Annotated in this window: 17 protein-coding genes and 1 other RNA gene; 8 read left to right on the top strand and 10 right to left on the bottom strand. The window is 41.3% G+C overall.

Annotated elements, in window-relative coordinates; all coding sequences use genetic code 11:
* Window positions 1-136: 136 nt before the first annotated feature.
* Window positions 137-646: a L,D-transpeptidase gene (locus tag AB0756_RS01655; protein ID WP_038077853.1), complete on the bottom strand. Its 510-nt coding sequence runs from the start codon at window positions 644-646 to the stop codon at window positions 137-139.
* A 220-nt stretch (window positions 647-866) separates the two neighbouring features.
* On the opposite strand from AB0756_RS01655, the gene AB0756_RS01650 reads away from it, so the two are divergent.
* Window positions 867-1943, top strand: a complete 1077-nt coding sequence (locus AB0756_RS01650) for a WD40 repeat domain-containing protein (protein WP_050045566.1) — start codon at window positions 867-869, stop codon at window positions 1941-1943.
* Between the two features lie 18 nt (window positions 1944-1961).
* Here the strand turns inward: AB0756_RS01650 and AB0756_RS01645 are convergent, their stop codons facing one another.
* Window positions 1962-2435, bottom strand: a complete 474-nt coding sequence (locus AB0756_RS01645) for a hemerythrin domain-containing protein (protein ID WP_038077831.1) — start codon at window positions 2433-2435, stop codon at window positions 1962-1964.
* A 292-nt stretch (window positions 2436-2727) separates the two neighbouring features.
* Between AB0756_RS01645 and AB0756_RS01640 the strand changes: the two genes are divergently transcribed.
* Both AB0756_RS01640 and AB0756_RS01635 read left to right on the top strand, forming a co-directional pair.
* Window positions 2728-2901, top strand: coding sequence for a hypothetical protein (locus tag AB0756_RS01640; RefSeq protein WP_167844830.1), 174 nt, complete (start codon window positions 2728-2730; stop codon window positions 2899-2901).
* 129 nt (window positions 2902-3030) lie between these two features.
* Window positions 3031-3369 (top strand): DUF760 domain-containing protein, encoded by a 339-nt coding sequence (locus AB0756_RS01635; protein ID WP_038077832.1) that lies wholly within the window; start codon window positions 3031-3033, stop codon window positions 3367-3369.
* Between the two features lie 142 nt (window positions 3370-3511).
* Here the strand turns inward: AB0756_RS01635 and AB0756_RS01630 are convergent, their stop codons facing one another.
* Complete coding sequence (locus AB0756_RS01630) at window positions 3512-3829, bottom strand: threonine dehydratase (protein ID WP_038077834.1); 318 nt, start codon at window positions 3827-3829, stop codon at window positions 3512-3514.
* Window positions 3830-3909: 80 nt separating this feature from the next.
* Window positions 3910-4311: a nuclear transport factor 2 family protein gene (locus tag AB0756_RS01625; RefSeq protein WP_137986209.1), complete on the bottom strand. Its 402-nt coding sequence runs from the start codon at window positions 4309-4311 to the stop codon at window positions 3910-3912.
* Window positions 4312-4907: 596 nt separating this feature from the next.
* Between AB0756_RS01625 and AB0756_RS01620 the strand changes: the two genes are divergently transcribed.
* From AB0756_RS01620 to AB0756_RS01610, 3 genes are all read left to right on the top strand, one after another.
* A complete protein-coding gene (locus AB0756_RS01620) occupies window positions 4908-6335 on the top strand; it encodes a lipase/acyltransferase domain-containing protein (protein ID WP_202048691.1) in 1428 nt (475 codons plus the stop codon).
* A 158-nt stretch (window positions 6336-6493) separates the two neighbouring features.
* Window positions 6494-7231, top strand: a complete 738-nt coding sequence (locus AB0756_RS01615; protein WP_038077836.1) for a cytochrome c biogenesis protein CcdA — start codon at window positions 6494-6496, stop codon at window positions 7229-7231.
* A gap of 46 nt (window positions 7232-7277) precedes the next feature.
* Window positions 7278-8690: a cytochrome c biogenesis protein gene (locus tag AB0756_RS01610; protein WP_038077838.1), complete on the top strand. Its 1413-nt coding sequence runs from the start codon at window positions 7278-7280 to the stop codon at window positions 8688-8690.
* A gap of 411 nt (window positions 8691-9101) precedes the next feature.
* Here AB0756_RS01610 and queF read toward each other — a convergent pair whose 3' ends face one another.
* From queF to AB0756_RS01585, 5 genes are all read right to left on the bottom strand, one after another.
* Window positions 9102-9479 carry a preQ(1) synthase gene (gene queF, locus AB0756_RS01605; RefSeq protein WP_038077840.1) on the bottom strand — a complete coding sequence of 126 codons (378 nt, stop codon included), beginning with the start codon at window positions 9477-9479 and terminating at the stop codon, window positions 9102-9104.
* A 42-nt stretch (window positions 9480-9521) separates the two neighbouring features.
* Window positions 9522-9932, bottom strand: a complete 411-nt coding sequence (locus tag AB0756_RS01600) for a hypothetical protein (protein ID WP_038077842.1) — start codon at window positions 9930-9932, stop codon at window positions 9522-9524.
* A 135-nt stretch (window positions 9933-10067) separates the two neighbouring features.
* Complete coding sequence (locus AB0756_RS01595; RefSeq protein WP_038077861.1) at window positions 10068-10454, bottom strand: phasin family protein; 387 nt, start codon at window positions 10452-10454, stop codon at window positions 10068-10070.
* Between the two features lie 25 nt (window positions 10455-10479).
* An RNA gene (gene ffs, locus AB0756_RS01590) (signal recognition particle sRNA small type) lies at window positions 10480-10576 on the bottom strand.
* 34 nt (window positions 10577-10610) lie between these two features.
* Window positions 10611-10877, bottom strand: coding sequence for a YciI family protein (locus AB0756_RS01585; protein WP_038077844.1), 267 nt, complete (start codon window positions 10875-10877; stop codon window positions 10611-10613).
* Between the two features lie 321 nt (window positions 10878-11198).
* On the opposite strand from AB0756_RS01585, the gene AB0756_RS01580 reads away from it, so the two are divergent.
* Window positions 11199-11750: a 2'-5' RNA ligase family protein gene (locus AB0756_RS01580; RefSeq protein WP_038079513.1), complete on the top strand. Its 552-nt coding sequence runs from the start codon at window positions 11199-11201 to the stop codon at window positions 11748-11750.
* 126 nt (window positions 11751-11876) lie between these two features.
* Window positions 11877-12296, top strand: a complete 420-nt coding sequence (locus tag AB0756_RS01575; RefSeq protein WP_038079512.1) for a lysozyme inhibitor LprI family protein — start codon at window positions 11877-11879, stop codon at window positions 12294-12296.
* A 171-nt stretch (window positions 12297-12467) separates the two neighbouring features.
* On the opposite strand, the gene AB0756_RS01570 is transcribed toward AB0756_RS01575, so the two are convergent.
* Entirely contained in the window at window positions 12468-13436 is a 969-nt protein-coding gene (locus AB0756_RS01570) for an RpnC/YadD family protein (protein WP_038079510.1), read from the bottom strand.
* Window positions 13437-13458: the final 22 nt, after the last annotated feature.

Here is a 13458-nt window from a genome sequence, read left to right as displayed (position 1 = left end):
AATTATTCAGTACCCCTTATGGAGGGGCTAGCTACTTTTCGCGAATATCTATGCAAGAATTGGTGAGTCGCATATTCCCCAGATATGCGTGGGTTTTTGGAAGCAATACTTGGGATTTACGCAGGTTTTTTTCCTGCTACTTCTGCACGACTACTGGTGTCCCTATAGACGCCCATTTAAATAACCACTTAGCGTGATTGGGTGCTAAATTGACGCATCCGTGACTGACTGGAGTTCCGAATCTACGATGCCAGTATGCTCCATGAATGGCATATCCCCCACTATAGTACATCGTGTGTGGAACATTGGGAACATCATAGTCGCTACCCTTCATCCGGGTTGACTTATACTTGGATTGAATTTTAAAAACACCAGTGCGTGTTGGAGTGGATTTTTTACCCGTCGAAACGACAATTGCGTAGACAGGTTTGTTTCCTTCCCAAGCAACTAACTTTTGTTCTGAAAGCTTAACCTGAATCCAACGCTGCGTGGATTGTTGTAACGTTTGTATTTGCTGTTTGATAACTTGAGATTTTGATTGCGCTAAAACCTCACCTGATGCAGCAACAGAAACATTTAGGGCCAATACTGTACTGGCAAGTAACTTCAAGGGGCGTACCCAAACAGGAGAGATTACACTTTTCATGGCAGACATACTTCCATAGTTGAGTTGGGGAAACGATTGAACTATCTTTTATACTGCCCAGTTTATAGCTGTAACATATCTTTCACCACTCGCCAAAAGACAGGGGACACGTGACACCTTTGAACTCATAGGAATGACCTGCTGTAGTCTCAATGCCATGTTCCTACAGCTACAAGCAACGTTTGCCGAAGAAAGGCAGCTATACAGAAGGATCATTTTTATGATTATGATTTTACAATCTATGTTTTCTAAAAAAGTGTTAGCAGGGTTAGGAATCACCAGTATAGTCTCTATTATGGGTTTAACTTGGGCAAAATTTCCTTTGCAATCAAAAATATCTGTTTCATCAGTTCAACATACACTGAGGACGAATATTTCCGTCACTCTTAAAGGTCATACAGCTTGGATTTATGCAATTGCAATTAGCCCTGATGGCAAGATCTTAGCCAGTGGCAGTTATGACGGTACTATTAAAATTTGGAATTTGCAAGCAGGTACGGGCAAATTACTTTTTACCATCGCCGCTCATGCTGATACCATTAAATCCCTAGCTATTAGTTCTGATGGTACTACCCTCGCTAGTGGTAGCTGGGATAACCAGATTAAGTTATGGAATCTCAAAACCGGCAAAATAATTCGTACTCTCTCAGGTCATTCAGATGATGTTGAATCTGTTACATTTAGCCCGGATGGAAAAACTGTCATCAGTGGCAGTTGGGATAAAACGATCGCATTATGGAATGTAGAAACTGGAAAAGTCATTCGGATCTTGAACCAGAAAGATTTTGTCAGAGCGATCGCCGTCAGCCCTGATGGACAGCTTCTTATAAGCGGTACGGAAAATGGAAAAATTACAATCTGGGAACTTTCAACGGGGAAGTTAAAAACAACCTTGAATTCTCATAATAAATACGTGTCTGCGATCGCCTTTAGCCCGAATGGAAAAACGTTTGCCAGTGTGAGTCAAGACCGGACAATTAAGTTGTGGAGTACTCAAACAGAGACACTGCAACAGACACTCACCGGACATAATAGCGCAATCTTGTCAGTTGCTTTTAACACAGATGGACAGACTCTTGCAACTAGTGGCTATGACCGGAACATTAGGTTGTGGAATGTCCAAACCGGACAGATATCAAATACCCTCACAGGACATGAGAAAGCAGTCTGGTCTGTTGTTTTTCGTCCCAAAACCAAAATGCTTGTCAGTGCTAGTGCGGATGAAACTGTTAGAATTTGGCAATTTCCACTAGTACAAGAAAGTAGACACAAAGCAGAAAGCAGAAAAAGTTTTTGACCGAGTTACCTCTAGCTGTTAAATAGTCATTGCAGTTTCAACATCCGCTGCAATTTTTTCTTTGACTCGTAGAAACTCCTGACCCAACTTAACCAGTTGTTCTTCTTTCATACACTTTCGGACAGCACTAAAGATTTCGCTTTCTTCCTCTTCTACGTGGTGCTGAACTGCTTCTTTAAGTTTATTTATTTTTACGTTGAACTCTGAATCTGTTGGTTTAAGATTCTTAATTTTCTCTAAAAGCAAATTGGCTTCTTCATGTTCTTCTTCAGCTTCTTGAATATACTTCCTCGTTTCTTGATATTCCTGCATTGCGGGATAAAAAACAATTTCCTCAGTTCTGGTATGTAAGTTCAGCGCTTTGTAGATTTGATTGAAATAATTATATATTTCAATCTTTTCAGCTTGCTCTACTTTAGCAAAAAGCTGTTCTATCTGACGGTGTTCTATTTCAATTAATGCAAGAATATCCTTTGTTTTGGCTTGGGTCATGATATCTTACTCCTAATCAATCAATAAAAATGAAAATTGTGACGAGCTTAACCATTTTTAGATTTTTACGAACTTGCAATTATTCAACCTCTTTCTGACGGTAGACGATTGCAAAAAGCTACGGAGCAAGAAGAACATCTCAGAGGTTATATGAGTCTCTAAGAGGAGTCTCCAACAGAGGAATCAACCTTTTTATACAGCTTATTGATAAGCCGAAAGTTAGATGCAGTTTTTTGATGGTGAAGGAAACTAGAGAATGAATAGACATTAACTATAACTGCAATAACAAACCATGACAACTAACAAAACCACAAATTCTAACAACACAATATCTCAATCCGAAGGGCAAAATAAAGAAGCTCTCAATCAAAAAACATCCGTACAATTTGTAACAAGTGCTACAATAGGAGTATTGGTCATTATCCTTCTTGCAGCAAGTGCTTACTTCGGTATTATCAAGTTTTAATTCTGGTATCAAGAAGAGTAGAAGGAACCGCCTATATAGAGTTCGGTTAGGCTCACTGAGACACTGTCAAGAAACTGCTAAATTAGTTTGTAGAAGTACACATAACTATGTAAATTGCAGGTTTCTACCATGAATAATCTGTCAGACCTTAACCCAGAATATTTTGGTAGTGAAGTGTCAAATGGAAACTTGTTGTGGCAATACGTTCAATCTATGAGCCCGGAAACCATTGCCCAACTTTCTAAACCTTCATCTCCCGAAGTGCTTCAAGCAATGGAACGCACGATTATCACTATGTTGGGAGGTTTGCCTTCAGAACACTTCAATGTCACTATTACAACGAGTCGCGATAACCTTGGAAAGCTTCTTGCGGCTGCAATGATGAACGGTTACTTTCTACGTAACGCTGAAAATCGTATGGTCTTTGAAAAGGCTTTACAAACCGCAGATGCTCGCTCAGAAGACTAGGAAGCAATTTTTGTGGGTTATTCAACGGGGGTGGAAACGACTCCCGAATTTTTTTTTAAGGGGTTCGTTAAAGTACGGTTAGCAACTGCTTGCAACCATAATAAAGACGCGCCATAGCGCGTCTCGACATTTACGAAATTTACTAACTTTTCTTCACATCGCGAGCCATGTTAAGAAAGTAATCCATCTGAGGATTGGGGCGACGAGGACGAATTTTGGTTTGTGTTTCGTTTATTTGTGCGGGTTTGGATTCTTCTATTTTTGATTGCTCGCTCGTACTGCGTTTTATCCCCTGTGCTGTATCGGGTTCTAAGAAATATTGAGAATTGGAAAATCCGAACAGCCTAGCAAAAAAATTCTTGATGCTGCTAAAGAAGTTCAAGAGACTTCTCAGAAGAAATCCGAAAAAGGCTTCAAAGCGAATAAAGGTATTTTGAAAGATTTGTATTAAACGTGACATGGTAGCGACCCTATAGCTACTATGTCATTATTATAGCTAATTGCTAATGGCTGATGGAAGATTGGCTATTGACAGAAACATTAGGAACGCAGTTGTGCTACTAACGCTGCTGGATTCCAATAAGCACGAGTTGTTTGAATTTTGCCAGCTTCATTAACTTCAAACACTGTGATACCTTCAAAAGTGACTGACTTACCACTCTTTGCGACTCCTTGCATAGTCCATTTAACAGCTGCTTCATTTCCTGCAATAAAAATGTGCTCTGTTTTTGCTTCTAGCTTTTCAAAGGTTGCTCGCAACTGTCCAATAAAATCTCGAAACCCTTCACGGATTTTTGTTGGTGGATGTCCGACTGGATCGTAACTTACAGCATCCTCTGTAAAGTTCTCTATCCAGCTTTCTGGGTTCATCTCTGCAAAATTAACAAAATAGGAAGATATAACGGCTTCGATAGTCATTAGAAACAGAAAAAATACTTTCATTATTAAAAATAACAGGAAAACCTCCGATACATAAATTTTAATGTTAACTATTTATTATAGTTAAAGCTTTCACTAATAATAATTGCTGTTTGTAATTGCTTTTCAGTACTGAAGCATAACTACAATCTCATTTTTAAGCATCTATTTGATAAATCAAATGCAGTGAGGTGGTAACACACCGCCATATAAGACTTTTGGGTAGCATTGCCACCCTTACTAAAGGCAGCTACAAATTCATTGATACTAAATAAGTTTTATTAAAAACTTATTTATGCAGTCTGCAAATTTATTAAAGTATTGATGTTCTTGTAAGTGCAGTTGCCGATTGCAAGTTTAACATAAGTAAGTCGGTGCAAGTTATCCTAATTTGTCATAAAATTGTGTTCTTTTACTGACTTACGGAGTGATAAAATTGGGAGTATTCCGTGTTGGCAAATTGCCGTCAGAATACAGTTAGGGGGCTATACAAGCTCAGTCGATGCAGTTGGGGTTTATTTGTAAGGATGCGATTGCGAATATCGCAAGCGTATTTTTTCTTTTTGAGTGTTCAACCACTTTTTTAAAGTAGGATTCAGTGAATCAAAGGGGAAGAAAAAATGTCAAAAACCCTCATGAAAGACATTGTGGTGATTTTACCTGGGATTACGGGGAGTGTTCTTCAAAAAGATGGTAAAGATATATGGGCAGTTTCAAACCAATCTCTATGGCAAGCTTTAACTAGTTTGGGAGATTCTTTTCAAAATTTAAAGTTAAATGGTGACGATCCTTATGCGGAAGATTTGGGAGATGGGATTAAGGCGACTCGTTTGGTAGCTGATGCTCATTTAATTCCAGGGCTCGTCAAAATTGATGGCTATACAACCCTATCTAACCTTATCAATGAAAATTTTGAGGTTGTACCGGGTAATATTTTTCAGAACGATAAACCTGCTAATTTTTTTGAGTATCCCTACGATTGGCGACGCGACAACCGTGCTAGCGCTAGATTGCTTAAACGCTTGCTAGAGCGACAGTTAAAACTGTGGCGAGAATCTCAAAATCAAGATGCTAAAGTTATTTTACTGGCACACAGTATGGGAGGACTGGTTGCTCGATACTATATAGAGGTTTTAGAAGGTTGGCGAGATTGTAAAGCCCTTTTTACCTTCGGAACACCTTACCGGGGGTCTTTGAATGCAGTGAACTTCTTAGCAAATGGCTACAAACAATTGTTTCTTGATTTAACTGAGGTCATGCGATCGCTCACGACAGTTTATCAACTGTTACCAATCTATGAAATGGTCAAAGTTGGTAACAAATATCAGCGGATTGCGGAAACTGCCAATTTACCAAACATTGTTCTAGAAAAAGCACAAGATGCTTTGGCATTTCATCGGGAAATAGAAGCGGCTGTCAACAGCCACAAAAATGATGAAGAATATCGAAATTCGCATAAAACTATTCCTATGGTTGGTCGCAAACAACCAACTTTACAATCAGCAAGCTGGGTGGATGGAAAATTAATCGCAGGTTCGGAACTTCCTCCTGGGATAAATCCAATATTGGGTGATGGTGATGGTACTGTTCCTTACTTATCAGCAATTCCCATCGAACTCTCTAACGAATTTAGAGATATTCATGTTGTTGAACAACACGGTGCTATCCACAAGCACAGTCAAGTTCAAGAGCAACTCGTTTATGTCCTGCAAACAACACAAGTTGAAGATTTAGGTGGTATTCGCAGGGCTGACAAATTAAAAGGTATTAGCATTTCTGTTGACGATCTTTACTTACCCGATGAGCCTGTCATTATTCATGCACGATTGGTGAATTTCGACCAACATCCTAGAGGGCTGAAAGCCGAAATTACTCCCGCTACAGGAGAAGGAACTTCACGAGTTGCAGCTTTACAAGAACAAGAGCAGGATTGGGTATTAACTCTTGAAGACTTGGTTCCTGGGCTTTACCGTTTGAGCGTCTTCACAGAGGATGCTGACCCTCAAGATCCAAACGCCGTTCACGATATCTTTGAAGTAGTCGGATAACTCATTTAAGAAACAACTGGCTCTTACCTCTACTTTCCACCTTCAACCATTAAAGCAAGAGACATTCGCCCCTTACCGCTCACCTCTCATCCCTCTCACACAGTTCAAAGTAAGCTAAAATGCAAGCAGAATAAGAGTTTCTCCCTTTTAAAAGCCTCATGCTTGAAATCCTGCAAACCCGACTGTATGAATTAGAACAATTTGCGAATGCCCTCGTATCCAACCAATTGACTCATTTAACTTGGGTAAGTGTAGGTATTATTTTCATTGCAGGATTGCTTACGAGTCTTACGCCCTGTATGCTTTCCATGTTGCCAATTACCATTGCCTACATTGGCGGTTATGAAGCAAAAAGCCGGTGGCAAGGTGTTGCTCAGTCAACTTGGTTTGCTTTGGGATTGGCAACCACACTCGCCGGTCTTGGTATTGTAGCAGCTTTCGTCGGCAAAGTTTACGGTCAAGTAGGTCTTGGCTTACCAATTATTGTCAGCATTATTGCTATTCTCATGGGGTTAAACCTACTTGAAGCTTTACCCCTGCAATTACCTTCTTTTGGCGGGACAGAATGGATTTCTCAAGAATTACCCCAAGGAGTGCGAGCATATTTCATTGGTTTGAGTTTTGGTGTCGTTGCTTCTCCTTGCAGTACTCCTGTTTTAGCTAGTTTGTTGGGTTGGGTTGCTCAAACACAAGACTTAGTTTTAGGTGCTGTTTTACTCCTTTGCTATACAGCAGGTTATGTTGTTCCCCTGATTTTGGCAGGTACTTTTACAGCTTCTATAAAGAAATTATTAGAGTTGCGCCGTTGGTCTAGCTGGATCAATCCAATCAGTGGTGCTTTGTTGGTAGGATTTGGCGTGTTTTCCTTAATGTCCCGGCTTCCACTCATACAGTGACCGCTGACGGATGAGCTTTATACATAAAAATTTCTGCATAATTCCAATGACTATAGATAATCCCGTTTCCGACAAAACATCTATACGGTCAGCACTAGGACGTTTGCTGCGACAAGAGTTTTTACCAGTGCTGACAGATTTGCGCTTGGCAATTGTGATGTTACTTGCGATCGCTCTGTTTAGCGTTAGCGGTACTGTTATAGAACAAGGTCAATCGGTAGCATTCTACCAAGCCAACTACCCAGAACACCCAGCCCTCTTTGGGTTTCTCTCATGGAAAGTCATCCTCATTCTGGGTTTAGACCATGTTTATCGAACTTGGTGGTTTTTAGCATTACTTATCTTTTTTGGCACTAGCCTTACAGCCTGCACCTTTACCCGTCAGTTACCAGCCTTAAAAGCAGCCCAAAGATGGAAATATTACGAAGAACCCCGTCAATTTCAAAAGCTAGCTTTAAGTGCAGAATTTGATAATGTAGAAACCAGAAGTGCAACATCTCTACAAAACTTGTTGCAAAAACGCGGCTATAAAGTTTTTCAAGAAAAAGAGAATACCCTCTACGCCCGCAAAGGAATTATTGGGCGCATTGGACCGATTGTGGTTCACATTGGAATTGTCATGACTCTTCTGGGTGGTATTTGGGGCGCTATGACTGGATTCGTTGCTCAAGAAATGGTAGCCAGTGGCGATACATTTCAAGTGAAAAACATCATAGATGCTGGACCTTTTGCATCAGCGCGAATCCCCAAAGATTGGTCGGTGCGAGTCAACCGCTTTTGGATTGACTACACCCCCACTGGTGGTATCGACCAGTTTTACTCAGATATGTCTGTGTTAGACGATCGAGAACAAGAGGTTGACCGCAAGACAATTTTTGTTAACAGCCCCCTGCGCTATCGTGGTGTCACCTTCTATCAAACTGATTGGGGAATTTCTGCTATTCGAGTAAAAGTTAACAACAGCCCGGTCTTTCAAATTCCCATGGCTCCACTCAATACTAACGGTCAAGGAAGGATTTGGGGAACGTGGATTCCCACTAAACCCGATTTAAGTGCAGGTGTATCCATACTCGCGAAAGACTTGCAAGGAATGGTGCTTATTTACGATGCAAGTGGAAAGTTGATTGATACAGTCCGCGCTGGAATGGCTACTCAAGTTAACGGTGTCACTTTAAAAATACTGGACATTGTAGGTAGCACTGGCTTACAAATTAAAGCCGATCCGGGAATACCTATTGTTTATGGAGGATTTGCCTTACTTATGCTAGGTGTGGTTATGAGTTATTTTTCCCATTCTCAAATTTGGGCATTACAAAAAGAAGGTCACTTATATGTAGGTGGTAAGACCAATCGCGCCCAAGTCACTTTTGAGCGGGAAATGCTGGAAATATTGGATACTTTGAGCTTACCATCCAAGGATGAAGAAAATACTCTACCCGTGAAGCCTCAGTCTATTTAATGTAAGTTAGACGAAGTCCAAACGAACTTTATCCCAAACTCCTCTCCCCAAATTTGAATTTCCCCCCAATGGACCCCTTAAAAAAGCTACGGTGGTGTCCAGATCTCTAGAAAAGACATAAAACATCCGGACAACAGGGAAATTTGATTCTAATTCCCCCCTTTTTAAGGGGGGTTAGGGGGGATCGAAACCGCAAGAATGTACTTTAAAAGACTTGTGTACACCACCGTAGCCTTAAAAAAGGGGGGAACTTCATTCCAATTCTCCCTTTTCACAATGTTTCATCTCTTTTCTAGAGATCTGGTACACCGTAGAGGGGGATAAATCTCACTTGTGCGTACACCACCTTAGCTCCTTAAAGGAGGGCGACGTCTGTGGAACTTCGCAGCTGTTGGGGCTTTGCGTAAAACATCAGTTATTCTTCTGATGTTTTACCTCAACTACCATGTGTACATTACCGCGAGGTGCAAAATCTGCTTTCACAACAACTTCTAAAGGATCGCAAACTGCTACAAAATCATCCAAAATTTGATTGGCTGTTTCTTCATGGGAAATATAGCGATCGCGATAATTATTGATGTATAGTTTCAGTGCCTTCAGTTCCACTACCCGTTCATCTGGGATATAGGTAATGTAAATTGTGGCAAAGTCGGGATAGCCAGAAAAAGGACACTTGCAAGTAAATTCTGGCAAAGTAATATCAATGTTATATCGCCTTCCAACTCGCGGATTGGGAAACGTAATGAGTTCTCCCTCCGCAATATTACGCTCACCATATTTCATTTCCATAATTTGTCATTTGTCATTTGTTGACAATCACTCACTACTAACCTATAACTCATCTTGTTCCCAATCGGGACAATTCTCATCATTCCATCCATATGGATGCATACCACAGACTAACAATTCTCCGCCATAGACTTGACCGTGGTAGTGACGACATCCAATACAAGCAGCATTTCGCTCCGATGTGGGTTCTACTGGATATGGAAAACCGGAATCCAAAATAACATCGTCTATAACAATATCTTCGAGTTCCCAGTATGCTTCCAAGATAGGTTCTGTCAAATCTTGTAAATACTGGTCAACTTCAGAGGCGATCGCATCTTGCACTTGTGCGCTCAGTTCTTCGGTAACCTCAAAGAAGGTATCTACCATTTCTGTCATCCCCAGAACAAAGCGTTCTACTTCATCAGCCACTGTTTCCATCATTTCCCAAAACTCTTTCTGCCACTTTTCCATAATTTTTTACGTCCTTAACAGCCTCTTCTCTGGACGCTTAATTGTACATGGCTTCAGGCACTCGCGTACATTCTGAGGACTACTTACTTACTATATTTTGGAGATACAATCAATTGTATCTCCAATCATCAATTATTACCTATCTTGTTGCAACCTACGCAATTCTTCTTGCATTTGCCTGACTTGGTCGCGTAGTTTGTCTACGTTTTCTGTTGGAGGGTTCGATTTGGTCGTTGGTTCTTCGTCTTCTGCCAAAATTTCTATGCGACGCGGTTCAGACTGGGGCTTTGTTTCTGTTGTTGAACCGGATGTCGGCGCTTGTTGCGCTTGCTTCATCATATCTTCAACGAAGCGACGTCCTTCTTCTGTCGTCATTTCGCCCCGCGCAACCATTTCGTCTGCCAGCTTTTGGACTTGCGATCGCAATTCTGATAATGTACCGCCTGCTTTTTCTCCCGCATAAGAAGCCAAGCCTACACCGAGATAAAAAGCTTTTTTAACAATATCGCCAAAACCGGGCATTGTCGCTTCTCTGCTCCTAAAATAGGGCGACCCGGAGACTACGCCTGCTACAAGCATCCCGTATTGCTGCTACCTTCCGGTCCTGACAAAGTTTGGGCGTTGCAGCCGCGTAGATCCAGATCTATTTCATAATAGCACTAATTTTTCAACTGCGTGTTATTCAATAACAATTTTCCACTCGTAGAGTTTGTAGCTCACACAACTGTTTTGTACCAACGGGTCATCCGCCACAATTGCCTGTGCTTCATCCATTGATGCCGCCTCAAAGACCATCATACCCCCTCCACGCTGTGCCCAGTAACCAGTCTTTGCCTTGTGTCCTTTAGCAATTAACTCTTGTACGTAAGCTTTATGAGCGGGGACATATTGGTCAAAGGTAGGCTTATCAACCTTACCTTCTTCGATTTTCACAAACCAGGGCATTCCTCTTACAACCTCATCAAACTGATATAAATAATAGCTAATGGCTAATGGCTAATGGCTAATGGCTAATGGTGAGTCCAGCGCTGCAGGCGGGTTTCCCGCGCCCTGGCGACTGGTGAGTCCAGCCCTGTAGGCGGGTTTCCCGCGCCCTGGGGACTGGCGAACAAGGGAGGGCGAACCCGTATAGCCCTGCGGGCATAACCTGCGGCATCGCGAAGCGTGTCGCGATAGCGACTCAGCGCGTGCCTTGCACATAGCGTCTTCGCTCCTGAGATAGGGCTAATGACCACCTGACCACCTGACCACCTGACCACCTGACCAATGAAACTATATTTTATAGCTCTGCTACCACCTCAAGAAATTCAAGACCACGCTAACCAAATCAAGCAGTACTTTGCTGACAAGTACGCTAGCAGCCACGCTCAAAAATCTCCCCCACACATTACCCTACAACCACCTTTTGAATGGGAGGATACCGATATTCCTTTACTAGAGGAACATTTGAAAACCTTTGCTCTCAGTCAAAATTCGATACCGATTACCCTTAACGGTTATGCAGCCTTTATACCTCGTGTCATATATATTGACGTTGTTAGAAGCCCTGAATTGCTAGCTCTACACCGAAATTTGCTGTCCTATTTAGAAACTCATTTGGAAATTACAGACAAAGTTGGCAAAACACGTCCTTTTGTTCCTCATATGACAGTTGCTTTTAAGGATTTAACCAGACAAAACTTTAAAGCTGCATGGGCTGAGTTTGAGAAGCGTCAGTTACATTTTGAGTTTACTGCTTCGGTTTTAACATTGCTAGCTCATGATGGCAGACGGTGGAATATCAAAAGTGAATTTCCCTTTCTAGCTCCTACAGTCTAACAACCGCTTAACTTTTAAGATTCATATCTTTTGCTTCTCAAAATTTTTTCATGCCTTATATTATTTTGTTACTCAATCTTTCTCAGAAAATTTATTGACTTTTAAGTTCTAAAAAATACAAGATTTATGCCTGTAGAATTTATAAAGCAGAGACTGATTCTCAGTGTCTTAAGCGTAGCAAGCACAGCACTTTTCATTGCAGTACTTTCCACACCAAGCCCCGCACAAGAGATTGTTGCTCAAAGAGTAAATTGTAACAAGGCAGTTGCAACACCAGAACTTAAGTATTGTTCTCAACTGTCTTACGAAGCAGCAGACAAACGCTTGAATGAAGTGTACAAAAGAGTGACATCTAGTCTAATTAACGAGCAAAAGCAAATACTCACTTCCGCACAGCAAGCTTGGATTAAATTCCGCGATAACAACTGTAATTTTGAAACTTACGGTTCCCGTGGTGGAACAGGCTATGAAATTTTCCGAAACGGATGTCTTGAGAGACTGACAAAACAGCGCACGCAGGATTTGCAAGAGTTTCTATCTCGGTAGTTCTTTAACGACTGCGGTGTACACACAAGTTGTTTTCTTTAGATCGATGCACCCAAGGGTGTGGATGAGTTGTATGCTAGCAGATTAGAAACTCTATGTTTGTAGCTAGGATGCAAATGAAGGCAGTAAAACTACAAACCGAGTCTCAGTATATCTCAACAGAAGACCGCCCTAAGAGCGATCGCTCCTCGTAAATCTTGCTAACAACTCTTCACGAGATAAATTGAGCAACTGTAATAATAAAGCACTATACTCAGGTGCAGGTAAATCAATGATTGGCTGAATCACTGCTGCTAATTCTTCATCTACCGTTCCAAACCGACCTTTCAACAAAGTATTTATTGTATTGCGACGTTCTGTTTGAGTTCCTTGCTGAACTCCTCGTTCTATTCCTTGCTGAACTCCTCGTTCTATTCCTTGCTGAACTCCTTGTTCTCTAGCCTCGGCAAGTCTTTGTTCGTAAACTGGTGATAGCTGCATGATTAATTCTCTCTCCTCTTGGTCTAGTTCTTGTTTCAGTTCTAATGTCGTTTTGAGATTACTTAACAAATTCATCGCTACTTCCCGCAAGGGATTCTCTTGTGGTAACGCTTGCAGTTCTTGAATAGCTTGTTGCTGCACTCTCCCTTTTCCGAGTATCCTCAACCATAATGTCTCTTCTGTTGTTGGTAACTGATGAATGGCGACAATTGCTCCGCGATAAAACTCCCCTAACAAGTAAACTCCACTTAACCAGTTTTCTTCATCTAATATAGCTCTAAATCCCTCCAACTGCGCTTCTGAGGCTGTAGGTGACAGTATCCACAAAAAAGGTAATTCTTCTTCGACTATCTCTGTTTCGTTCCGCTTAGCTTCTCGTTCGAGTTCTGCAAAAATATCAAATAACTTGTTGAGACAACTTCGTACTTCTCCTCGTTTGACAGCATTTCTGAATGGTTCAAATACTGCTGATGTGGCGGCAAATTTCCCTAATAAACCTAACTTTTCTCTTTCCTGACTTTCTTGAGGAGATGGTGCAAAATAAACATCTATTTCCTTGATTTCGGCGGCGACTTTACGGCTGGTTTCGACTTTGCCTGATGGCGATAGCAATTCTTTGAAGTAACTTTTGGTAAATTGGTCGTAGGGAAATCTGGTCATTGTTTTGAGAGTGCAATTGTGA

This window comes from Tolypothrix campylonemoides VB511288_2 (assembly GCF_045999855.1).
Taxonomy (GTDB): Bacteria; Cyanobacteriota; Cyanobacteriia; order Cyanobacteriales; family Nostocaceae; genus Scytonema; species Scytonema bouteillei_A.
This window is presented reverse-complemented; position numbering and strand designations above follow the sequence as displayed.

Bases quoted from the DNA above. Each gene is read 5' to 3' on its own strand.
- AB0756_RS01620 (WP_202048691.1), top strand. From the start codon at position 4,908: ATGTCAAAAACCCTCATGAAAGACATTGTGGTGATTTTACCTGGGATT.
- AB0756_RS01630 (WP_038077834.1), bottom strand. From the start codon at position 3,829: ATGTCACGTTTAATACAAATCTTTCAAAATACCTTTATTCGCTTTGAA.
- AB0756_RS01610 (WP_038077838.1), top strand. From the start codon at position 7,278: ATGACTATAGATAATCCCGTTTCCGACAAAACATCTATACGGTCAGCA.
- AB0756_RS01615 (WP_038077836.1), top strand. From the start codon at position 6,494: ATGCTTGAAATCCTGCAAACCCGACTGTATGAATTAGAACAATTTGCG.
- AB0756_RS01600 (WP_038077842.1), bottom strand. From the start codon at position 9,932: ATGGAAAAGTGGCAGAAAGAGTTTTGGGAAATGATGGAAACAGTGGCT.
- AB0756_RS01625 (WP_137986209.1), bottom strand. From the start codon at position 4,311: ATGAAAGTATTTTTTCTGTTTCTAATGACTATCGAAGCCGTTATATCT.
- AB0756_RS01595 (WP_038077861.1), bottom strand. From the start codon at position 10,454: ATGCCCGGTTTTGGCGATATTGTTAAAAAAGCTTTTTATCTCGGTGTA.
- AB0756_RS01635 (WP_038077832.1), top strand. From the start codon at position 3,031: ATGAATAATCTGTCAGACCTTAACCCAGAATATTTTGGTAGTGAAGTG.
- AB0756_RS01585 (WP_038077844.1), bottom strand. From the start codon at position 10,877: ATGCCCTGGTTTGTGAAAATCGAAGAAGGTAAGGTTGATAAGCCTACC.
- AB0756_RS01640 (WP_167844830.1), top strand. From the start codon at position 2,728: ATGACAACTAACAAAACCACAAATTCTAACAACACAATATCTCAATCC.
- AB0756_RS01655 (WP_038077853.1), bottom strand. From the start codon at position 646: ATGAAAAGTGTAATCTCTCCTGTTTGGGTACGCCCCTTGAAGTTACTT.
- AB0756_RS01645 (WP_038077831.1), bottom strand. From the start codon at position 2,435: ATGACCCAAGCCAAAACAAAGGATATTCTTGCATTAATTGAAATAGAA.
- AB0756_RS01580 (WP_038079513.1), top strand. From the start codon at position 11,199: ATGAAACTATATTTTATAGCTCTGCTACCACCTCAAGAAATTCAAGAC.
- AB0756_RS01570 (WP_038079510.1), bottom strand. From the start codon at position 13,436: ATGACCAGATTTCCCTACGACCAATTTACCAAAAGTTACTTCAAAGAA.
- AB0756_RS01650 (WP_050045566.1), top strand. From the start codon at position 867: ATGATTATGATTTTACAATCTATGTTTTCTAAAAAAGTGTTAGCAGGG.
- AB0756_RS01575 (WP_038079512.1), top strand. From the start codon at position 11,877: ATGCCTGTAGAATTTATAAAGCAGAGACTGATTCTCAGTGTCTTAAGC.
- queF (WP_038077840.1), bottom strand. From the start codon at position 9,479: ATGGAAATGAAATATGGTGAGCGTAATATTGCGGAGGGAGAACTCATT.